At 70.3% G+C, this 21000-nt stretch carries 18 protein-coding genes and 1 riboswitch; of the genes, 10 read left to right on the forward strand and 8 right to left on the reverse strand.

Features of this window, described 5'->3' with window-relative positions; genetic code table 11:
• Positions 1-44: 44 nt before the first annotated feature.
• Positions 45-1250, forward strand: coding sequence for a globin domain-containing protein (locus ACFC0Z_RS20695; protein WP_376439811.1), 1206 nt, complete (start codon positions 45-47; stop codon positions 1248-1250).
• On the opposite strand, the gene ACFC0Z_RS20700 is transcribed toward ACFC0Z_RS20695, so the two are convergent.
• The 4 genes from ACFC0Z_RS20700 to ACFC0Z_RS20715 form a co-directional block, all read right to left on the reverse strand.
• The gene (locus ACFC0Z_RS20700; protein WP_376439813.1) at positions 1193-1672 is read right to left on the reverse strand and encodes an NUDIX domain-containing protein; all 480 of its coding nucleotides are present in this window, start codon (positions 1670-1672) and stop codon (positions 1193-1195) included. The two genes, ACFC0Z_RS20695 and ACFC0Z_RS20700, sit on opposite strands and share 58 nt — an antisense overlap.
• Positions 1673-1742: 70 nt before the next feature.
• Entirely contained in the window at positions 1743-2882 is a 1140-nt protein-coding gene (locus ACFC0Z_RS20705; protein ID WP_376439815.1) for a cystathionine gamma-lyase, read from the reverse strand.
• Complete coding sequence (locus ACFC0Z_RS20710) at positions 2879-3370, reverse strand: low molecular weight protein-tyrosine-phosphatase (protein WP_376439818.1); 492 nt, start codon at positions 3368-3370, stop codon at positions 2879-2881. Before ACFC0Z_RS20710 ends, ACFC0Z_RS20705 begins: the two co-directional genes overlap by 4 nt.
• 9 nt (positions 3371-3379) lie before the next feature.
• Positions 3380-3757: a phage holin family protein gene (locus ACFC0Z_RS20715; protein WP_376439821.1), complete on the reverse strand. Its 378-nt coding sequence runs from the start codon at positions 3755-3757 to the stop codon at positions 3380-3382.
• Between the two features lie 51 nt (positions 3758-3808).
• Here ACFC0Z_RS20715 and ACFC0Z_RS20720 point away from each other — a divergent pair, with 51 nt between their 5' ends.
• The 4 genes from ACFC0Z_RS20720 to ACFC0Z_RS20735 all read left to right on the forward strand — a co-directional run bounded on the left by ACFC0Z_RS20720 (position 3809) and on the right by ACFC0Z_RS20735 (position 6076).
• Entirely contained in the window at positions 3809-4126 is a 318-nt protein-coding gene (locus tag ACFC0Z_RS20720; protein ID WP_376439824.1) for a cupin domain-containing protein, read from the forward strand.
• A 157-nt stretch (positions 4127-4283) separates the two neighbouring features.
• Entirely contained in the window at positions 4284-4502 is a 219-nt protein-coding gene (locus ACFC0Z_RS20725; RefSeq protein WP_376439827.1) for a DUF5326 family protein, read from the forward strand.
• 233 nt (positions 4503-4735) lie between these two features.
• Positions 4736-5506 carry an IclR family transcriptional regulator gene (locus ACFC0Z_RS20730; RefSeq protein ID WP_376439829.1) on the forward strand — a complete coding sequence of 257 codons (771 nt, stop codon included), beginning with the start codon at positions 4736-4738 and terminating at the stop codon, positions 5504-5506.
• Positions 5507-5641: 135 nt separating this feature from the next.
• Positions 5642-6076: an SsgA family sporulation/cell division regulator gene (locus ACFC0Z_RS20735; RefSeq protein ID WP_360799133.1), complete on the forward strand. Its 435-nt coding sequence runs from the start codon at positions 5642-5644 to the stop codon at positions 6074-6076.
• A 16-nt stretch (positions 6077-6092) separates the two neighbouring features.
• On the opposite strand, the gene ACFC0Z_RS20740 is transcribed toward ACFC0Z_RS20735, so the two are convergent.
• On the reverse strand, positions 6093-7448 hold the full coding sequence (locus ACFC0Z_RS20740; protein ID WP_376439832.1) for a YibE/F family protein: 1356 nt from the start codon (positions 7446-7448) through the stop codon (positions 6093-6095).
• A 71-nt stretch (positions 7449-7519) separates the two neighbouring features.
• Positions 7520-7669: riboswitch (TPP riboswitch) on the forward strand.
• Here ACFC0Z_RS20740 and thiC point away from each other — a divergent pair.
• Positions 7664-9442 (forward strand): phosphomethylpyrimidine synthase ThiC, encoded by a 1779-nt coding sequence (gene thiC, locus ACFC0Z_RS20745; protein ID WP_376439834.1) that lies wholly within the window; start codon positions 7664-7666, stop codon positions 9440-9442. Its footprint overlaps the riboswitch before it by 6 nt.
• 138 nt (positions 9443-9580) lie before the next feature.
• Here the strand turns inward: thiC and ACFC0Z_RS20750 are convergent, their stop codons facing one another.
• From ACFC0Z_RS20750 to ACFC0Z_RS20760, 3 genes are all read right to left on the reverse strand, one after another.
• A complete protein-coding gene (locus ACFC0Z_RS20750; RefSeq protein WP_376439837.1) occupies positions 9581-10222 on the reverse strand; it encodes a hypothetical protein in 642 nt (213 codons plus the stop codon).
• A gap of 159 nt (positions 10223-10381) precedes the next feature.
• Positions 10382-11782 (reverse strand): metallophosphoesterase, encoded by a 1401-nt coding sequence (locus tag ACFC0Z_RS20755; RefSeq protein WP_376439839.1) that lies wholly within the window; start codon positions 11780-11782, stop codon positions 10382-10384.
• A gap of 264 nt (positions 11783-12046) precedes the next feature.
• Positions 12047-13153 (reverse strand): LacI family DNA-binding transcriptional regulator, encoded by a 1107-nt coding sequence (locus ACFC0Z_RS20760; RefSeq protein WP_376439841.1) that lies wholly within the window; start codon positions 13151-13153, stop codon positions 12047-12049.
• Between the two features lie 389 nt (positions 13154-13542).
• Here ACFC0Z_RS20760 and hisC point away from each other — a divergent pair, with 389 nt between their 5' ends.
• The 4 genes from hisC to cydD all read left to right on the forward strand — a co-directional run bounded on the left by hisC (position 13543) and on the right by cydD (position 20983).
• Positions 13543-14640: a histidinol-phosphate transaminase gene (gene hisC, locus ACFC0Z_RS20765; RefSeq protein ID WP_376439843.1), complete on the forward strand. Its 1098-nt coding sequence runs from the start codon at positions 13543-13545 to the stop codon at positions 14638-14640.
• 222 nt (positions 14641-14862) lie between these two features.
• Positions 14863-16371, forward strand: a complete 1509-nt coding sequence (locus tag ACFC0Z_RS20770; RefSeq protein WP_376439845.1) for a cytochrome ubiquinol oxidase subunit I — start codon at positions 14863-14865, stop codon at positions 16369-16371.
• Positions 16372-16389: 18 nt separating this feature from the next.
• Positions 16390-17391 carry a cytochrome d ubiquinol oxidase subunit II gene (cydB, locus tag ACFC0Z_RS20775; protein ID WP_376439848.1) on the forward strand — a complete coding sequence of 334 codons (1002 nt, stop codon included), beginning with the start codon at positions 16390-16392 and terminating at the stop codon, positions 17389-17391.
• Positions 17392-17434: 43 nt separating this feature from the next.
• Positions 17435-20983, forward strand: a complete 3549-nt coding sequence (gene cydD / locus ACFC0Z_RS20780; protein ID WP_376439851.1) for a thiol reductant ABC exporter subunit CydD — start codon at positions 17435-17437, stop codon at positions 20981-20983.
• Positions 20984-21000 lie beyond the last annotated feature (17 nt).

Consider the following 21000-nt stretch of genomic DNA (forward strand, 5'->3'; position numbering starts at 1 on the left):
GAAGCCGCCCAGTGTGAGGCGAGAAGATGATGGATGTTCCGACCATGACCACGGAAGGGACGGAGGCCCGAATATCCGCGGCGGCCTCCGACGACGCTGTCCTGGTCCGCCGCACCCTGGCGGAGATAGGCCCCGTCGCCGACCAGGTGACCTCGTACTTCTACGCACTGCTCTTCGTCAGGAATCCCGCGCTGCGCGAGATGTTCCCTGTGGCGATGGACACCCAGCGGGACCGGCTCCTCACGGCGCTCCTGACGGCGGCCGAGCACCTGGACGACGCCCCGGTCCTCACGGAGTACCTCCGCAACCTCGGCAAGGGCCACCGCAAGTACGGCACCACGGCCGCCCACTACCCGGCCGTCGGCGAGGCCCTCATCGGCGCGCTCACCCGGTACGCCACCAGGAGCTGGGACGAGGAGACCGAGGCGGCCTGGGTCCGTACGTACACGACCGTCTCGCAGATCATGATCGACGCGGCGGCGGAGAACGAGCAGTCGGCCCCCGCCTGGTGGGAGGCCGAGGTGGTCAGCCACGATCTGCGCACCCCGAACGTCGCCGTGGTCACGCTCCGGCCCGACCAGCCGTACCCGTTCCTGGCGGGGCAGTACACGACTCTGGAGACCCCCTGGTGGCCGCGGATCTGGCGGCACTACTCCTTCGCCTCGGCGCCCAGGCCCGACGGGCTGCTCTCGCTCCATGTGAAGGCGGTCCCCGCGGGGTGGGTGTCCAACGCGCTCGTCCACCGGGCGCGGCCCGGTGACCTCCTGCGGCTCGGTCCGCCGGCCGGCTCCATGACGGTCGACCACTCCACCGACAGCGGACTGCTCTGTCTGGGCGGCGGCACCGGGATCGCGCCGATCAGGGCGCTGGTCGAGGACGTGGCCGAGCACGGGGACCGGCGGCCCGTCGACGTCTTCTACGGGGCGCGCAGCGGACACGACCTCTACGACATCGACACCATGCTGCGGCTCCAGAAGACCTTCCCCTGGCTCTCCGTCCACCCCGTCACGGAGGAACAGGGGCGCCTCCCGGACGCCGTCTGCCGATACGGGTCCTGGGAGGAGCGCGACGCCTACCTCTCGGGCCCGCTCGGCATGGTCCGGCGCGGGGTCGACGCCCTGCGCGGGGCGGGGGTCGCCTCGGACCGCATCCGGCACGACTTCCTGGCCGAGCTCACTCCGGCCGTTCCCGATCAGCCCAGGTCGGGCGCGTGCATGGCGCGGACCCCCTCGATGTTGCCGTCCAGGTAGTGCCGCAGGGAGAGCGGAACGAGGTGGACGGCGGCGATCCCGACCCGGGTGAACGGCACCCGGACGATCTCGTACTCGCCGACCGGCTCGTCCATCTCGGGGCCGTGCCGCAGGGACGGGTCCATGGAGTCGAGCCGGCACACGAAGAAGTGCTGGACCTTCACTCCGGAGACCCCGCCGTCGACGATGTGCTCGACGGTGTCGACGAAGCAGGGCACGACGTCGGCGATCTTGGCGCCGAGCTCCTCGTGCACCTCACGGTGGAGGGCTTCGACGACGGTGGTGTCGGAGGGCTCGACGCCGCCGCCGGGCGTGACCCAGTAGGGATCCATCCCCGGCTTGGTGCGTTTGATGAGGACGAGATCGTCCCCGTCGAGCAGGATGGCGCGTGCGGTGCGCTTGATCACGGGCCGTTCGTTCATGGGAAGAAAATGGCCCGTGCGCGGTGTCCTGAAACGCACGGGCTTTCCGGCGGCGGCTCCGCGGGGGCGTTCAGCCGGCGGCCGACGCCTCGTCGAGAGCCCGCAGCACGTCGGCGATCAGGTCCTCCGGATCCTCGGCACCCACCGAGAAACGGATGAACCCCTCCGCCACCGCGTCCCCGCCCCAGCGCCCGCGCCGCTCCGCCGTGGAGCGCACACCACCGAAGCTGGTGGCGTCGTCCACGAGCCGCAGTTCCTCCAGGAACCGCTCCGCCCGCTTCCGGTCCGCCAGCTCGAAGGAGACGACCGGACCGAAGCGCCGCATCTGCCGGGCGGCCACCGTGTGCGAGGGGTCGCCCGGAAGACCCGGGTAGCGCAGCCCGGCCACGTCCGCGCGCCCGGCGAGCGCCTGCGCGAGGGAGAGCGCGGTGGAGCACTGCCGGTCGATCCGCAGCTGGAGGGTGGCCAGGGAACGGTGGGCGAGCCAGGCCTCCATGGGGCCGGGGATCGCCCCGACGACCTTGCGCCAGCGCCGTACCTCCGCCGCCCGCGCGGGGTCCCGGCAGGTCACGTGCCCGAGCAGGATGTCGCCGTGTCCCGTCATGCCCTTGGTGTCGCTGGCGACGGAGAAGTCCGCGCCGAGCTCCAGGGGCCGCTGGCCGAGCGGGGTGGAGAGGGTGTTGTCGACGGCGACGAGCGCCCCGGCGGCATGGGCCTCCCGCACCAGCCGGCGGATGTCGCAGACGTCGAGCCCGGGGTTGGACGGGCTCTCGATCCACAGCAGCCGGGCGCCTTCGAGGACGGCGAGCTGGCCGTCGCCGCCGGTCGGCGCGGTCCGGACCTCGATGCCGTACGCCCTCAGCTGCTCGTGGAGCAGCGGCAGGGCCTGGTAGCCGTCGGTCGGCATCACCACCGCGTCGCCGGCCCGCAGCTGGGAGAGCAGCACGGCGGAGATCGCGGCCATGCCCGAGGCGAAGACCACAGTCTCGACGTCCCCCTCCCCCGGCGCCTCCAGTTCGCCGATGGCCCGTTCCAGGTGGGTCCAGGTCGGGTTCTCGTCCCGCCCGTACGCGTAACCGCCGGTCGGCTCGCCCGGCAGATGGAAGTGGGCGGCGAAGACCGGGCCCGGCAGGGTCGGTTCGTACTTCACGGGCTCGGGGAGCCCCGCCCGTACCGCGCGCGTGCCGTCCCCGAGTTCCTTGTCGATCACGGTGTCCGCTCCTCCAGTTCCCTGCGGACGGCGGCGAGGAGACCCTCGCTCGCCGCCTCGACCATCTCCAGACACTCGTCGAAGCCCTCGCGGCCCCCGTAGTACGGGTCGGGGACGTCGAGCCGGTCCCCGGCGGCCGGGTCGTAGGAGCGCAGCAGCTGTATCCTCGCCGCCTCCTCGGGCGTTCGGGCGAGTGCCCGGAGCTCTCGTACGTGTCCCTCGTCGAGCGCGATCACCAGGTCGAGGGCGGGGAACCAGGAGGCGCGGAACTGCCGGGCGGAGTGCGCCGAGGTGTAGCCGCTCTCCTCCAGGACGGCGACGGTGCGCGGGTCGGCGCCGTCACCCTCGTGCCAGCCTCCGGTCCCCGCGCTGTCGACCTCCACCACGCCGCCGAGGCCGGCCTCCTCCACACGGCGGCGGAAGACGTGCTCGGCCATCGGCGAGCGGCAGATGTTGCCCGTGCAGACGAAGCAGACGCGGTAGGTCACGGTCCCCACTCAGTCGCCGTCGGGGAGCAGGACGTTCAGCGCCCACGAGACGACGGAGATGATCAGGCCGCCGAGGACGGCGGTCCAGAAGCCCTCCACGTGGAAGCTGAGGTCGAACTGCTCGGCCAGCCACGAGGTCAGAAGGAGCATCAGGGCGTTGACCACGAGGGTGATCAGGCCGAGTGTCAGGATGAAGAGCGGCAGCGTCAGGAGCTTGACGATCGGCTTCACCAAGAAGTTCACGAGCCCGAAGACCAGGGCGACGAGAAGGAGGGTCCAGGCCTTCTTGGCGGTGCTCTCACCGGTGAGAGTGATGTCCTGGAGCAGCCAGATGGCGACTCCCAGGGCGCCCGCGTTCGCGAGCGTCTTGACTACGAAATTCTTCATGTGTCTGATCGTGGCAGACATGATCGGGCCAAGGGCAGGGGCTGACGGGCGATGAAGGCATTCCGACTGGATGAACTCGAGGCGGAGCGCGCCGCGAACCAGGGCGCCTATCTCCAGTTCCTGCGGGAGCGGAACATGTCGGTGGGCCTGTACGCGTTGGACGCGGGGGCCCTCGACCCGCAGCAGCCGCATGCCCAGGATGAGGTGTACTTCGTGGTGAGCGGGCGCGCGGCGATCACCGTCGGGGAGGAGACGACCCAGGTGGCGCGCGGCAGCGTGGTGTACGTGCCGGCCGGGGAGCCGCACAAGTTCCACCACATCAGCGAGGACCTCAAGGTCCTCGTGGTCTTCTCCCCGCCGGAGGGCTGAGCCGGGGAGTCAGGGGCGGAGGCCCTCCGTCCCCTAGGGGACGGATCAGGGGAGAGCGGGGGGCGCGGAGCCCCCGAGGCCTCCGTCTCCCACCTAGCCTTGAGGGTGTCCGACGCGGAGTGCGCGGCACGGACCTTTCGAGAGCGAGGTAGGGACCATGGCCGTACAGGAGATGCTCGCGGGGCTGCCCTGGTGGGTGAAGTGGGTCGCCATACCCGCCCTCGCCCTGCTGGTCTTCGGTGGACTGATCACCAGCGTGCTGACCTTCGTGGTCGGCGTGCTGTTCAAGGTGCTGCTCTTCGTGGCGCTCGTCGGCGGACTGATCTACGTCGTGCAGAAGGTCAAGGGATCGTCCGGATCCCGCGAGGACTGGTAGTCCTGACTACCTGTCAGTAAGAAGGCGAAGCCGGGCATTAGCCCGGCCGGGGGAACGGAAGCCGGGAATCCGGACGGCCTCCGAGCCTGCCACTAGAGTGGAACCCCTCCGCCGTGTTGGGGACTACGGGCGTAGACCGCGTGTCGAAACAGCGGTTTCCCAGGCCCGGCGGGCGCGGGGGCGGCCCCCGCGGGCGGGTGCGGCGCACCCGTCGTCACGCCTGGGGGTGACCTTTGGCCACGGCTACGCACACGGCTGCACCTACCCTGATCGGTTCGGTGCAGCGGGCGCTGAGACTTCTGGAGGCCGTGTCCTCCCATGCGGACGGCGCCCCGGCCAAACAACTCGCCCGTGAGACGGGCCTTCAGCTCCCCACCACGTACCACCTGCTCCGCACCCTGACGCACGAGGGCTATCTGCGCCGCGAGAAGGGTGTGTTCCTCCTGGGTGACGCCGCCGTCCGACTGGCCGGCGGCGGAGCTGTGCAGAATCGTCGCATCAAGATCGAAGACTCCCTTGCCCGCTGGCGGGACGAGATCGGTGTGCCGGTGTACTTCGCCCTCTACCGCGAGGGCGAGATCGAGATCGTCGCCGTCGCCGACACTCCCTCGGCCCCCGCGGTCGACGAGTGGGCCGACTTCCGCGAGACCGGGCACGCCCACGCGATCGGGCAATGCCTCCTGAGTCAACTCGATCTGAAAAGCCGTCAAGACCACCTCGACAGGCACCCGGTGGAAGCCATCACTCCGTACACGGTGCGTAACCGTCGTGTCCTTTTGGACCGTTTGGGCGATTTGGGCCGTATGGAACCCCTGGTGGAGCGTCAGGAATATGCGCTCGGCACGGTCTGCGCCGCCATCCCCATCACCGTGGGCTCCGCGGCGGCCGCAATGGCCATTTCCCTCCCCCTCCACCAGGAAGAACGGTTGCTCCCGGCAGTCGAGCGGCTACGTACAGAGATCGGGAGGCTCTTCAGCTCGCTCGCGTTCTCTATCAGTATCTGAAAAATCACTCCTTGTGATCTGCTAGCGCTTACAGCACGATTGCGTCAAGAGGGCCACGGGGGATCATTCCTGGCCGTTTCGGTCACAGCTTTCAGCAGCTGTGTTTACACAGCTTCATCTACTGCGGGGTACATGATGCGAGAGTCGGTTCAGGCCGAGGTCCTGATGAGCTTCCTCGTCTCCGAGGAGCTCTGCTTCAAGATCCCTGTCGAGCTGCGATACGAGGCCCGGGATCCTTACGCGGTGCGGATGACGTTCCACCTTCCCGGAGACGCGCCCGTGACCTGGGCGTTCGGTCGTGAACTGCTGCTTGACGGAATCAACCGCCCGAGCGGTGACGGCGACGTGCACATCGCGCCGACGGACCCGGAGGGTCTCTCGGACGTCTCCATCCGCCTCCAGGTGGGTGCCGACCGCGCCCTCTTCCGCGCCAGCGCGCCGCCGCTGGTCGCGTTCCTGGACCGGACGGACAAGCTGGTCCCGCTCGGTCAGGAAAGGACACTCGGCGACTTCGAGGACAACCTCGAAGCCGCACTCGGCCGGATTCTGGCAGAGGAGAACGCGGGCTGACCCCTGCCGAAAGTCCCTACTTCGCGCGCCGCCGCCGACCGCCCCGTACCACTGCCACCCGGGACTTCCCCTCGCCATCGGGTCCCGGCCGGTCGGCGGAGACCACCAGCGCCGCGAGGGCGGTGGTGACCGGCACCGAGGCGACCAGTCCGATCGAACCGACCAGCGTTCGGACGATCTCCACCGCGACCAGCTCGCTGTTGGCCACCGTGCCCATGCTGCTCTGCGCGATCGAGAAGAGCAGCAGCAGCGGCAGGGCGGCACCCGCGTAGGCGAGGACCAGGGTGTTCACCACCGAGGCGATGTGGTCGCGGCCGATCCGGATCCCGGCCCGGTAGAGACCGCGCGGACCCATGCGCGGATCGGCCTGGTGCAGCTCCCAGACCGCCGAGGTCTGCGTGACGGTCACGTCGTCCAGGACACCCAGCGAGCCGATGATCACGCTGGCGAGCAGCAGGCCGGACATGTCGATGTCCGGGTACAGGCCGTGGATCAGACCGGTGTTGTCGTCGGTGTTGCCGCTGAGCGAGGCCCAGCCGATGAAGAGCGAACCGAGCAGGCCGATCAGCAGTAGCGAGACCAGCGTGCCGAGCACGGCGACCGAGGTGCGCGCCGAGAGCCCGTGGCACATGTAGAGCGCGATCAGCATGATCGCGCTCGATCCGACCACGGCCACGACCAGCGGGTTCGACCCCTCCAGGATCGCCGGCAGGATGAAGAACGTCAGGATCAGGAAGCTCACCACGAGGGCGACGAGCGCCATGACGCCCCGCATCCGGCCGACGACCACCACCGCCAGCGCGAAGATCCCCGCGAGCAGTGCCATCGGCACCTTCCGGTTCACGTCCGTCACCGAGTACTGGAGGTCGTGGGGTGCGTCGGGGGCGTAGGCCACCACCACGCCCTGCCCCTCGTGCAGTTGGCGCGGTGCGTCTGGCTGCACGATCTCGGTGAACGTACGCCCCTTGTCGGGGCCGCTGGTGACCTCGATCGTCGCCTTCTCGCACTGCCCCTGCTGCGCGTTGACCGCCTCGCGGCCCTGCGCGGTCGAGGTGTCGCCGGTCGGCGGGACCTGGGCGGCGTTCACGTCCTTGCAGTCGACCTGCTCGACGGAGACCACCGTGCCCTGCTCGGTCTGCCGGTCGAAGCCGACACCCGTGCGCTCGTGCGCCGGGGTGCCGCCTGGCCACAGGACCGCGAGCCCGACCACGACGGCGGTGGCGAAGGGGATCAGCACCGCGGCGATGACCTTGCGCAGATGCCGGGAGACGGGGGCGGCGGGGCCGTGACTGTGGCTGTGACCATGGCCGTGCGAGGTGCCGGGGGCATGGTCGTGGCCGTGCGGCTCGGGTGTCTGCTGGGGGGAAGTCACCGACCGATCATCGCAAGAACGGCGAGGGCCCACTGTTCAGCACGCCAGGGATGGCGCTAGCGTGGTGACACCTTTGCACACGCGGGAGCTCGGAGCACCGGGCTGAGAGGGCGCTGATCACCGTACGCGCGTACCGATGTACGTCGTACGGGAGGAGGCTGCGCCGACCGCCGAACCTGTTACCGGGTAATGCCGGCGTAGGGAGATTCGGTCTCATGACCATTCAGGATGCACGCACGCCTGCCTCCGACCAGAACAGCCCGCAGGAGCGCACGCCGGGCTGGCACAAGGGGTACGTCGAGGGTTCCCGCCCCGACATCCGGGTGCCGGTCCGTCAGGTGCACCTCACCAACGGCAAGGACGTGACGCTCTACGACACGTCGGGGCCGTACACCGATCCCACCGTCGACACCGACGTGCGGCGGGGCCTCGCGCCGCTGCGCGAGAACTGGATCATCGCGCGCGGCGACACCGAGGAGTACGCGGGCCGGCCGGTCCGCCCCGAGGACGACGGCATCAAGCACACCTCGCCCCGCGGCGGCGGGCTCAAGAACCTCGACGCCGTCTTCCCCGGCCGCCCACGCCTGCCGCGCCGGGGCCGCGACGGCCAGGCGGTGACCCAGCTCGCGTACGCCCGCCGGGGCGAGATCACCCCGGAGATGGAGTACGTCGCGATCCGCGAGAACGTCTCCCCCGAGGTCGTGCGGGAGGAGATCGCCGCGGGCCGCGCGGTGCTCCCCGCGAACGTCAACCACCCGGAGATCGAGCCGATGATCATCGGCAAGCGGTTCCTGGTGAAGGTCAACGCCAACATCGGCAACTCGGCCGTCACCTCCTCCATCGAGGAGGAGGTGGAGAAGATGACCTGGGCGACCAAGTGGGGCGCCGACACGGTCATGGACCTGTCCACCGGCCGCAACATCCACACGACCCGCGAGTGGGTGCTGCGCAACTCCCCCGTGCCGATCGGCACCGTGCCGCTCTACCAGGCGCTGGAGAAGGTCGACGGCAAGGCCGAGGACCTGACCTGGGAGATCTACAAGGACACGGTCATCGAGCAGGCCGAGCAGGGCGTCGACTACATGACGGTCCACGCCGGCGTGCTCCTGCCGTACGTGCCCCTCACCGCGCGCCGCAAGACCGGCATCGTCTCGCGAGGCGGCTCGATCATGGCCGCCTGGTGCCTCGCGCACCACAAGGAGAACTTCCTCTACACGAACTTCGAGGAGCTCTGCGAGATCCTCGCGGCGTACGACGTCACGTACTCGCTCGGCGACGGGCTGCGCCCCGGATCGATCGCCGACGCCAACGACGAGGCGCAGTTCGCGGAGCTGAAGACCCTCGGCGAGCTGAACACGATCGCCAAGCGCCACAACGTGCAGACGATGATCGAGGGCCCGGGCCACGTCCCGATGCACAAGATCAAGGAGAACATCGACCTCCAGCAGGAGATCTGCGAGGAGGCCCCGTTCTACACGCTCGGCCCGCTGACCACGGACGTCGCGCCCGCGTACGACCACATCACCTCGGGCATCGGCGCCGCGATGATCGCCTGGTGGGGCACGGCGATGCTCTGCTACGTCACGCCCAAGGAGCACCTGGGCCTGCCGAACAAGGACGACGTGAAGACCGGCGTCATCACGTACAAGATCTCCGCCCACGCCGCGGACCTGGCCAAGGGCCACCCGGGCGCACAGGAGTGGGACGACGCGCTCTCGGACGCGCGGTTCGAGTTCCGCTGGGAGGACCAGTTCAACCTGGCCCTCGACCCGGTCACCGCCCGCGAGTTCCACGACGAGACGCTGCCGGCGGAGCCCGCGAAGACGGCGCACTTCTGCTCGATGTGCGGGCCGAAGTTCTGCTCGATGCGGATCTCCCAGGACATCCGGCGTGAGCACGGGGGGACGCAGCAGGAGATCGAGGCCGGGATGGCGGAGAAGTCGAAGGAGTTCGCGGCCTCCGGCAACCGCGTCTACCTGCCGCTGGCCGACTGACCGGCCCGACGGGGGAACGGGGGACCGGTCGGGGGGCCGGTCCCCCGCTTGGCGTGGGAGACCAGAGCCGGTGCCGGTGCCGGTGTCACGCCGGTCCCGTCGGTGCGGGAAACGGACCGGAGCACCGGCCCGAGCGGCCTACGGGTCCCGCGGGGCCGGTGGTTCGGTCGCCGCGAGGGCGTCGCGGAAGAACGGGACGAACCCCCGTTCGAGCAGGGCTTGACGCCAGGCCTCGCGGGCGCGCGCGAGTTCGTCCTCCGGGGCGGCGGGAGTGGTGTCCGTCGCGGTCGGGCTGTTCCGCAGCGCGGTCAGCAGGAGCCCCGCACCCGCGCAGACCAGGCCCGCGGCGGCGAGCGTGCCGAAGACCAGGCCGGCCGTCAGGAGGGTCGTGCCGAACCGCAGCCCGGGCGCGAGGGCCCGCAGCACCGCGCCGACCAGCAGGAAGATGACCGCGGCCGACCCGGCGAGCACGGGCACCATCACCGTGAGGATCGCGACGATCCCGGCCCCGGAGCCCTCCTGCCGGGCGGGGACGCGGGTGGCGACGGCGACGCGCCCCTCCTCGCGGACCTTGATGAAGTGGGCGTACTCGCTCGCCGCCGCGGTGGTGATGAGCGCTGTCGCGTTCACGGCCATGGCGCGCAGCTGTGCGGTCGTCAGCCGCGTCCCGACTCCGGCAAGTTCCGGACGTGTGTGCGCGGTGCTCAGTGCGTCGTCGAGGACACGCTCGTACTCGGCGCGGTCCTCGGTCAGCAGGTACGGAGCCACGTTCATGTGCATCCCCCGATGCTCCGCAGGCCCGGATCAGCCGCGGAGAACGGCCGGTCGGGCGGAAACGGAGGAGAGCCTGCTACGGATGGTCCGATGGTATTGCGGCGACACCACGGGCTGACAGGGTGTTTCCGGAAATCGCCTTCCCCGGATGCGCTGGGTTATGCGTCAGTCGTTCAGGGGGAGTTGGACGACCAGCAGCTTTCCGGCCATGGTCACGCCGCCGTCCATGGCGATGGCGAGCCCGTCCGCGTACACGTGCGGTCCGTCGACGACGGGGCCGCCGTCGCCCTCGTCCTCCTCCCCGCCGACCTGGCCGAGGAGGTACGGGATGGGGCTGTGGCCGTGCACGATCCGGTGGCCGCCGTAGGTGGAGAGGAGCTCCTGCACGGCCGGCGGACCGGTCTCGTCGTCGCGGAACGCGAAGCGCTTGGTGAACTTCCGGAACAGGTCCCAGACCTCGTCGGCGTCGCTGCGGGTGAGGATCTCGTGGACCGTCTCGTTGACGTCCTCGATGCTCTCGCCGTACTCGAGGTACGCGGTGGTGTCGGAGTGCAGGAGGAGGTGGTCGTCCTCCAGGACCACGGCGTCGAGCCGGGACATCCACTGGAGGTGGACGTCCTGGAGCCGGTCCATGTCGTGCTTCTGCCCGCCGTTGAGCAGCCAGGCCGCCTGGAAGGTGGCGGTGCCCGCGCCGGAGTTGACCGGGGTGTCGGCGAAGCGCTTGGCGCCGATGAGCAGCAGTTCGTGGTTGCCCATGAGGGCCTTGCAGTAGCCGCCGGCGGCGGCGGCCTCGGCGGAGAGCCGCATGACGAGGTCGATGACGCCGATGCCGTCGGGGCCGCGGTCGGTGAAGTCGCCGAGGAACCACAGGCGCGCGTTGCCCGCGGCCCAGCCGCCGTTCTCGTCGACGAGGCCCTGGGCGCGGAGGGCGGCCAGGAGTTCGTCGAGGTAGCCGTGGACGTCGCCGACGACGTACAGCGGACCGGGGCCGTCGGCCGGCGCGGAGGCGCGCTCGGGCGTGGCGGCGGCGTCGGGGGTGACCGGGACCTGGAGGGTGTCGCCGCGCTGGATGACCGGGAGGTCGCGCTCGGTCGGGGTGTAGTCGGCGGGGGGCTCGCCCTGGGGGAAGCCGTTGCCGGGGTGGTGGCCGGTGGCGACGGAGACGATGGAGGAGACGGCGGGGGTGGCGGCCGCGGTCGCTCCGGACTCCGGGACCGGGGCGGGTGCTCCGATGTCCTGGACCGGGGCGGTCGAGCTGGTGTCCTGGACCGGGGCGGGCACGCTGGTGTCCTGGACCGGGGCGGGCACGCTGGTGTCCTGGACCGGGGGCGTCGTTCCGATGTCCCGGACCGGGGCGGTCGCTCCGTGGTCCTCCACGGGCGCGAGGCGGCGGCCCAGGAGGAGGGTCGGGTCTGCCGGAGCGGGCGCGGGCTCCGGGCGCGGCTGCTCCGCCGAGGGCGGCTCGACGGCGTGGCCCTGTACGGGTACCAGGGCGTACGGCGGTACGCGGAAGTCGCGCAATGTCGCCGTGCGCACCACGGGCTCCTGCCCGGCCCCCTGAGTCATGGACCCCTCCACCACCGTCGCGATGCCCTGCACATCGCGGACCGGCCTGGTCGGGGTGGTCCGCGGTGTCGTCCGCCCATCATAGGAATGAGGGTCCTCCTGTGTGACGCACCAGGGGTGGTGAATCCGGGTCCACTCCGGGTTCACCGGTTGTTTCGCCCGAATTGAGAAGGTCCAGTCCAGGGTTGAAGCCGGTGTGGCGACCGGTTTCGCCGCCCCGGCCCACGGGCAGGGGGCGGGGCGGCGGTGTCGGATGGGGCCGTGTCAGTCCTTCGCGGGTGAGCGCGGCGGGCTGACCGTGGTGCGCGGCGAGCGCCGCTGTGAGGAGGTGCGGACGATGAGTTCGGTCGGTATCACCCGCTCGACCGGGCCGTCCGTATCGATCCCCTCGATGGCGTCGATGAGGAGCTGGACGACGGCGGTGCCGATCCTGCGCGGTTTGAGCGAGAGCGTCGTGATGGGCGGTTCGGTCGTCGCGTACACGGTGGACTCGCTGCAGCAGACCAGCAGCAGATCCTCCGGGACGCGCAGCCCGTAGCGGCGCGCGGCCGCGAGGAGATCGGTTCCGTTGGGGTCGAAGAGGCCGTAGACGGCGTCGGGACGGTCCGGGCGGGCGAGCAGCCGGTCGGCCGCGACGGCGCCCGCGCACGGATCGTGCGCCGGATAGGCCTCGTATACGGGGTCCTGCCCGACCCGCTCGCACCAGTTGAGGTACGCGGTGGTGGACAGGCGGGTGTAGGTGTCGGTGGTGGTTCCGGTGAGGAGGCCGATGCGGCGGGCGCCGGCGGCGGCGAGGTGGTCGAGCAGGTCGAGGACGGCGGCTTCGTGGTCGTTGTCGACCCAGGCGGTGACCGGAAGGGTGCCGGCGGGGCGTCCGTCGGAGACGACGGGGAGGCCCTGCCGGACCAGTTCGGTGACGACCGGGTCGTGGTCGGAGGGGTCGATGACGACGGTGCCGTCGAGGGCGACGTTCGACCAGACGTCATGGCGGGAGGTGGCGGGGAGGATGACCAGGGCGTAGCCCCGGGCGAGCGCCGCCGATGTGGCTGCTCTGGCCATCTCCGCGAAGTACGCGAATTCGGTGAAGGTGAAAGGTTCATCCCCGTACGTGGTCACGGTCAGGCCGATCAGTCCCGACTTGCCCGTACGGAGCGTGCGGGCCGCCGCGGATGGGCGGTAGCCCAACCGGTCGGCGACCTCGCGTACGTGTCGGCGCGTGGCGTCCGGGAGTCGGCCCTTGCCGTTGAGCGCGTCGGAGACAGTCGTGATGGAGACCCCGGCGGCGGCGGCCACGTCCCGGATGCCCGCCCGGCCCTGCCGGCTTCCCCGGGTCTGTGCCCGGCTCACCTGGTGCTTCCCTGCTGCTGTCATGGCGAGCCGATAGTAGGGCGACGGAGAGCGGTCGGGGCGGTCGCATATGCGAGCATTGACAGGCACGTTTCTGCATGATCGAAAGTGCCCAATGGCCAGGAAAACAAAGGTCGTTAAGGGCTACGTCATATGAGTTGGGGTTGTCGGACGGTCCCGGCCTGGCGATGGGTCGAGGTCTCGAAGAGGTCTCAACTCACCTCTACGGGGGATGCGCGCCACGGCGCTCGCCACCGGCGCACGCCACCCGATCGCGCGCTCCCCCTCCCCGGAGAGAGGTCGGCCGGAAGCCAGAGCGTGTCCCTCCTGTTGTCCACAGCCCATTCGCAGCGAGGGCGAATCCTCATAAGGTGAGGAGTATTGGCGGTACGGACGGTCGAGGAGGCCACACTGTGAGCGAGACCAGCGGGAAGAGCACCGGCAGCCCCAGGCTGCGCGCCGAGCTGGACGGCGTTCCCACCTACAAGCCGGGCAAGCCGGCCGCCGCGGACGGCCCCGTGGCCTTCAAGCTGTCCTCCAACGAGAACCCCTACCCGCCGCTGCCGGGGGTCATGGACAGCGCGCTGGCCGCCGCCGCGAACTTCAACCGCTACCCCGACATGGCCTGCACCGGTCTCATGGAGGAGCTGGCCGAGCGCTTCGGCGTGCCGGTCTCACACCTGGCGACGGGCACGGGCTCGGTCGGTGTCGCGCAGTCGCTGATCCAGGCCACCTCCGGCCCGGGCGACGAGGTCATCTACGCCTGGCGTTCCTTCGAGGCGTACCCGATCATCACGCAGATCAGCGGGGCCACCTCGGTACAGGTGCCGCTGACCGACGGCGAGGTGCACGACCTCGACGCGATGGCCGAGGCGATCACCGAGCGGACCCGGCTGATCTTCGTCTGCAACCCCAACAACCCCACGGGCACCGCGGTCCGCCGGGCCGAGCTGGAGCGCTTCCTCGACCGGGTGCCCTCCGACATCCTGGTCGTGATCGACGAGGCGTACCGCGAGTTCGTGCGCGACACCGAGATCCCGGACGGCATCGAGCTCTACCGCGACCGTCCGAACGTCGCCGTGCTGCGCACCTTCTCCAAGGCGTACGGCCTGGCGGGGCTGCGGGTCGGCTTCGCCATCGCCCACGAGCCGGTGGCGGCGGCGCTGCGCAAGACGGCGGTGCCGTTCGGCGTGAGCCAGCTGGCGCAGGACGCGGCCGTGGCCTCGCTGCGCGCCGAGGACGAGCTGCTCGGGCGGGTCGGCTCGCTGGTGGCCGAGCGCGAGCGGGTCCGTTCGGGGCTCGTGGCCCAGGGCTGGACCGTGGCGGACACCCAGGCGAACTTCGTCTGGCTGCGGCTGGGCGACCGGACCCTGGAGTTCGCGGCCGAGTGCGAGCGGCACGGAGTCGTCGTGCGGCCGTTCGCCGGCGAGGGCGTGCGCGTCACGATCGGTGAGACCGAGGCCAACGACCTCTTCCTGAAGGTGACGGAGGGCTTCCGCAAGGAGGTCTGATCCGGCGTGACGGCCCCCACGAGCCCTGCTCGTGGGGGCCGTCGGCGTTTCCGGACCCGTGACCCGCGGTAGGGGGACCCCGACTGAAGGTACGGATTTCGTATGAGCCATAATGCTTGTGAATGTGAACGCGTTCACAAGCGTGTCCTGCTTCCTCCCATAATCGGTGGGATTAAAGGGGCAAACTGCCGATGTGACCACGGCGAGTAAGGAGAAAACGACGTGGACCTCGCTCTGGCGCCAGAGACTCTGGCGCGCTGGCAGTTCGGCATCACCACCGTCTACCACTTCCTCTTCGTCCCCCTGACGATCTCCCTCGCCGCTCTCACCGCGGGCCTTCAGACGGCCTGGGTGCGGACGGAGAAGGAGAAGTACCTCAGGGCGACGAAGTTCTGGGGCAAGCTCTTCCTGATCAACATCGCCATGGGTGTCGTCACCGGCATCGTGCAGGAGTTCCAGTTCGGCATGAACTGGTCCGACTACTCGCGCTTCGTCGGCGACATCTTCGGCGCCCCGCTCGCCTTCGAGGCGCTCATCGCCTTCTTCTTCGAGTCCACCTTCATCGGGCTGTGGATCTTCGGCTGGGACAAGCTGCCGAAGAAGATCCACCTCGCCTGCATGTGGATGGTCTCGATCGGCACGATCCTGTCCGCCTACTTCATCCTCGCGGCGAACTCCTGGATGCAGCACCCCGTCGGGTACCGCATCAACGAGGAGCGCGGCCGGGCGGAGCTCACCGACTTCTGGAAGGTGCTCACCCAGGACACCGCCGTCACCCAGTTCTTCCACACCATGACGGCCGCCTTCCTGGTCGGAGGCGCGTTCATGGTCGGCATCTCCGCCTACCACCTGGCCCGCAAGAAGCACATCCCGGTCATGCGGACCTCGCTGCGGGTCGGTCTGATCACCCTGATCATCGCCGGCCTCGGCACCGCGATCAGCGGTGACGTGCTCGGCAAGGTCATGTTCAAGCAGCAGCCGATGAAGATGGCCGCCGCCGAGGCGCTCTGGGACGGCGAGGCGCCCGCGCCCTTCTCGATCTTCGCCTACGGTGACGTCGACGAGGGCCACAACAAGGTGGCCATAGAGATTCCGGGCCTCCTGTCCTTCCTCGCCAACGGCGACTTCGACTCGTACGTCCCCGGCATCAACGACGTCAACAAGGCCGAGCAGGAGAAGTACGGCCCCGGCGACTACCGGCCCAACATCCCCGTCGCGTACTGGGGATTCCGCTGGATGATCGGCTTCGGCATGGCCTCGCTCGCCGTCGGCGTGCTCGGCCTCTGGCTGACCCGCAAGAAGTTCATGCTGGCCCCGGGGATGCGGACCGGTGAGGACGAGGTGCCGAACCTGGTCCTGTTCAAGAGCAAGGCGCTCAGCCCGCGCTTCACCAAGTGGTACTGGGTCATCGCCCTCTGGACCATGCTCTTCCCGCTCATCGCCAACTCCTGGGGCTGGATCTTCACCGAGATGGGCCGTCAGCCCTGGGTCGTCTACGGCGTGCTGCGCACCCGTGACGCGGTCTCGCCCGGTGTCTCCCAGGGCGAGGTGCTCACCTCGATGATCATCTTCACCGCCCTCTACGCCGTCCTCGCCGTGATCGAGGTGAAGCTCCTCGTCAAGTACGTGAAGGCGGGACCGCCCGAACTCACCGAGGACGACCTCAACCCGCCCACCAAGATCGGCGGGGACTCGCGTGACCCCGACCGCCCCATGGCCTTCTCGTACTGAGGCTCAGGAGATCGAGGCATGGAACTCCACGACGTCTGGTTCGTACTCATCGCCGTCCTCTGGATCGGCTACTTCTTCCTCGAAGGGTTCGACTTCGGGGTCGGCATCCTCACCAAGCTGCTCGCCCGTGACCGGGTCGAGAAGCGGGTCCTCATCAACACCATCGGTCCCGTCTGGGACGGCAACGAGGTGTGGCTGCTCACGGCCGGCGGAGCGACCTTCGCCGCGTTCCCCGAGTGGTACGCGACGCTCTTCTCCGGCTTCTACCTGCCGCTGCTCATCATCCTGGTCTGCCTGATCGTCCGGGGTGTGGCCTTCGAGTACCGGGCGAAGCGGCCCGAGGAGAACTGGCAGCGCAACTGGGAGCAGGCCATCTTCTGGACCTCCCTGATCCCCGCGTTCCTCTGGGGCGTGGCCTTCGGCAACATCGTCCGGGGCGTGAAGATCGACGGCGACATGGAGTACGTCGGCAACTTCTGGGACCTGCTCAACCCGTACGCGATCCTCGGCGGCCTGGTCACCCTCGCCCTCTTCACCTTCCACGGCACGGTCTTCGCCGCGCTCAAGACGGTCGGTGACATCCGGGTCCGGGCCAGGGATCTGGCGCTCAAGCTGGGTCTGGTCACGGCCGTGCTCGCGCTCGGCTTCCTGATCTGGACCCAGATCGACACGGGGGACAGCTGGAGCCTCGCGGCGATGCTGGTCGCCGTGGTGGCCCTGGTCGGCGCGATCGGTGCCATCAAGGTCGGGCGCGAGGGCTGGTCGTTCGCACTCTCCGGCGTGACCATCGCCGCCGCGGTGGCGATGCTCTTCCTCGCGCTCTTCCCGAACGTCATGCCGTCTTCGCTCAACCCCGAGTGGAGTCTGACCGTGACGAACGCGTCGTCGAGCCCCTACACCCTGAAGATCATGACCTGGTGCGCGGCGATCGCCACCCCGCTGGTGCTGCTCTACCAGAGTTGGACCTACTGGGTGTTCCGGAAGCGCATCGGCACGCAGCACATCGCCGACGCCCACTAGTCGGCACTCACCTTTCGGTGCTCATCAGAGGGGCATGTTTCACGTGAAACCGATCGATCCGCGTCTGCTCCGGTACGCCCGTGCCACCCGCTTCTTCCTTGCCGCGGTGGTCGCACTCGGACTGGCCGGAGCGGCGCTGGTCATCGCCCAGGCGATGCTCATCGCCGAGATCGTGGTCGGGGCCTTTCAGAAGGGCCTCGCGGTTTCCGATCTGACCACCCCTCTGCTGCTGCTCGCGGGAGTCGCCGTGGCGCGGGGGCTCGTCTCCTGGCTGACCGAGCTCGCCGCCCACCGGGCGAGCGCGGCGGTCAAGTCCGAGCTCCGCGGCCGGCTGCTTCAGCGGGCGGCGACGCTCGGGCCCGGTTGGCTGAGCGGCCAGAAGGCCGGATCGCTGATCGCGCTCGCGACGCGCGGTGTGGACGCGCTCGACGACTACTTCGCCCGCTACCTCCCGCAGCTCGGGCTCGCGGTGGTTGTCCCGGTGGCGGTCCTCGCCCGAATCGTCACCGAGGACTGGGTCTCGGCGGCGATCATCGTCGTGACCCTGCCGCTCATCCCGGTCTTCATGATCCTCATCGGCTGGTACACCCAGGCACGGATGGACCGGCAGTGGAAGCTGCTCTCCCGGCTCTCCGGTCACTTCCTGGACGTGGTGGCCGGCCTCCCCACGCTCAAGATCTTCGGCCGGGCGAAGGCCCAGGCCGAGTCGATCCGCGCGATCACCTCGGACTACCGGCAGGCGACGATGCGGACCCTGCGCATCGCCTTCCTCTCCTCCTTCGCGCTGGAACTCCTCGCGACCCTCTCGGTCGCGCTCGTCGCCGTCACCATCGGCATGCGGCTCGTCCACGGCGAACTCGACCTGTACACCGGTCTCGTCATCCTGATCCTCGCGCCCGAGGCCTACCTGCCGCTGCGGCAGGTAGGGGCGCAGTACCACGCGGCCGCCGAGGGGCTCGCCGCCGCCGAGGAGATCTTCGAGGTCCTGGAGCAGCCGGTCCGGGACGGCGGTACGGGGGCGGTGCCCGGTTCCGTACGCCTGGAGCTCGACGGGGTCACCGTGCGGTACCCGGGGCGTGCCGCACCGGCGCTCGACGCGGCGACGCTGACGGTCGAGCCCGGGGAGACGGTCGCGCTGGTCGGCCCGAGCGGGGTCGGCAAGTCGACGCTCCTCGACGTGGTCCTCGGCTTCGCGGTGCCGGAGGACGGCGGGTCCGTCCGGGTCGGCGGATCCGCCGCCGGCGAGGGCCAGGAGCTCGCGACGCTCGACCTGGAGGCGTGGCGGTCCCGGATCGCCTGGGTGCCCCAGCGCCCCTACCTCTTCGCGGGAACGGTCGCCGAGAACGTCCGCCTGGCCCGTCCGGACGCCTCCGACGAGGCGGTACGGGCGGCCCTGCGGGACGCCGGGGCCGACGGCTTCGTCGCGGCACTCCCCGAGGGGCTCGACACCCCGCTCGGCGAGGACGGTGCCGGGCTCTCGGCGGGCCAGCGGCAGCGCCTGGCGCTCGCCCGGGCGTTCCTGGCCGACCGGCCGCTGCTGCTGCTCGACGAGCCGACGGCGGCCCTCGACGGTGAGACGGAAGCCGGTGTGGTCGACGCGGTACGACGCCTCGCGGCGGGCCGGACCGTGCTCCTGGTCGTCCACCGACCGGCCCTCCTCGCGGTCGCCGACCGCGTGGTGACGCTCGGCGGCGACGCCTCCGCTGTGTTTCACGTGGAACATTCCTCCTCGACGAGCTCCGCGGATGCGATCCCGGGCACGCAACTCGTCGAGGCGGTTCCTCTCACCCACTCCGCCGAGCGGACTCCGGAGGTTCCGGCCTCGGTGCTCGCACGGGTACGCGGCATGGCCGGCGAGCTCAAGGGCCGCATGGCGCTGGCCCTGCTCCTCGGGAGCCTGGCCCTCGGCTCGGCCGTCGGGCTCATGGCCGTCTCCGGCTGGCTGATCTCCCGCGCCTCCGAACAGCCGCCGGTGCTCTATCTGATGATGGCCGTCACCGCCACCCGCGCCTTCGGCATCGGCCGGGCCGTCTTCCGGTACGCCGAGCGGCTCGTCTCCCACGACGCCGTGCTCAGGATGCTCGCCGAGCTCCGGGTCTCCGTCTTCCGGCGCCTGGAGCGGATCGCCCCCGCCGGGCTCCGTCGCACCCGGCGCGGCGACCTCCTCTCCCGTCTCGTCCAGGACGTCGACGCGCTCCAGGACTACTGGCTGCGCTGGCTGCTGCCCGCCGGAGCCGCGCTCGTCGTGGGCGTCGCGTCCGTCGGCTTCACCGCCTGGCTGCTGCCCGAGGCCGGGGCCGTCCTCGCCGTGGGCCTGCTCGTCGCCGGTATCGCCGTACCGATGGCCGGGGGCGCCCTCGCCCGTCGGGCCGAGCGCCGGCTCGCACCCGCGCGTGGAACCCTGGCGACCTCCGTGGCCGACCTGCTGCGCGGCTGCGCCGAGCTGACGGTCGCGGGCGCGCTGCCGGGCCGGCTCGCCCGTACCCGTACGGCCGACCGTGACCTCACTTCCATCGCCTCCCGGCAGGCCGCCGCCACGGCGGTCGGCGCCGGGCTCTCCACGCTGGTCTGCGGCCTCACGGTCGCGGCCGCCGCGCTCGTCGGCGTCCCGGCCGTACGGGACGGACGGCTCGACGGGGTGGCCCTCGCCGTGGTCGTCCTGACCCCGCTCGCCGCCTTCGAGGCCGTCACGGGCCTTCCGCTCGCCGTCCAGTACCGCCAGCGGGTCCGGCACAGCGCCGAGCGGGTCTTCGAGGTGCTGGACGCCCCCGTCCCCGTACACGAGCCCGCCCACCCGGCGACGCCGCCCGCGAGCCCGTTCCCGCTGGAGCTGGCCGGGCTCTCGGCCCGGTACGCGGGGCAGGAGCGGCCCGCACTCGCCGACTTCGGGCTCACCCTGGAGGCCGGGCGCAGGATCGCCGTCGTCGGCGCCTCCGGCTCCGGGAAGACCACCCTCGCCCAGGTCCTGCTGCGCTTCCTCGACGCGGAGCACGGCACCTACCGGATCGGCGGCGTGCCCGCGCAGGAGCTCGACGGCGACGCCGTACGGCGGTTCGTCGGCCTCTGCGCCCAGGACGCCCACCTCTTCGACAGTTCCGTACGGGAGAACCTGCGGCTCGCGAAGGTCGGCGCGAGCGACGAGGAGCTGCGCGAGGCCCTGCGCGGCGCCCGGCTCCTCGACTGGGTGGACGGGCTCCCGGTAGGGCTCGACACCCTCGTGGGCGAGCACGGCTCCCGGCTCTCCGGCGGCCAGCGGCAGCGCCTCGCGCTCGCCCGTGCTCTCCTCGCGGACTTCCCGGTCCTCGTCCTCGACGAGCCCGCCGAACACCTCGACCTGGCCACCGCCGACGCCCTCACCGACGACCTGCTCCGGGCCACGGAAGGGCGTACCACCGTCCTCATCACCCACCGGCTGCACGGCCTCGACGCCGTCGACGAGGTCGTCGTCCTGGACGGGGGCCGGACCGTGCAGCGCGGCCCGTACGCCGAGCTGGCGGAGACCGAGGGTCCGCTGCGCCGGATGCTGGAGCAGGAGCGGGAGACCGACCTGTTGGTCGGCGCCGCCCCGGTGCCGACTTTTCTCGCCAAATAGGACTAACTAGGCTCATC

Source organism: Streptomyces sp. NPDC056144, from assembly GCF_042264145.1.
GTDB lineage: Bacteria > Actinomycetota > Actinomycetes > Streptomycetales > Streptomycetaceae > Streptomyces.

Coding starts and splice junctions, on each gene's coding strand:
- ACFC0Z_RS20695 (WP_376439811.1), top strand. CDS start 45: ATGACCACGGAAGGGACGGAGGCCCGAATATCCGCGGCGGCCTCCGAC.
- ACFC0Z_RS20700 (WP_376439813.1), bottom strand. CDS start 1,672: ATGAACGAACGGCCCGTGATCAAGCGCACCGCACGCGCCATCCTGCTC.
- ACFC0Z_RS20715 (WP_376439821.1), bottom strand. CDS start 3,757: ATGAAGAATTTCGTAGTCAAGACGCTCGCGAACGCGGGCGCCCTGGGA.
- ACFC0Z_RS20720 (WP_376439824.1), top strand. CDS start 3,809: ATGAAGGCATTCCGACTGGATGAACTCGAGGCGGAGCGCGCCGCGAAC.
- ACFC0Z_RS20725 (WP_376439827.1), top strand. CDS start 4,284: ATGGCCGTACAGGAGATGCTCGCGGGGCTGCCCTGGTGGGTGAAGTGG.
- ACFC0Z_RS20735 (WP_360799133.1), top strand. CDS start 5,642: ATGCGAGAGTCGGTTCAGGCCGAGGTCCTGATGAGCTTCCTCGTCTCC.
- thiC (WP_376439834.1), top strand. CDS start 7,664: ATGACCATTCAGGATGCACGCACGCCTGCCTCCGACCAGAACAGCCCG.
- ACFC0Z_RS20750 (WP_376439837.1), bottom strand. CDS start 10,222: ATGCACATGAACGTGGCTCCGTACCTGCTGACCGAGGACCGCGCCGAG.
- ACFC0Z_RS20755 (WP_376439839.1), bottom strand. CDS start 11,782: ATGACTCAGGGGGCCGGGCAGGAGCCCGTGGTGCGCACGGCGACATTG.
- ACFC0Z_RS20760 (WP_376439841.1), bottom strand. CDS start 13,153: ATGACAGCAGCAGGGAAGCACCAGGTGAGCCGGGCACAGACCCGGGGA.
- cydB (WP_376439848.1), top strand. CDS start 16,390: ATGGAACTCCACGACGTCTGGTTCGTACTCATCGCCGTCCTCTGGATC.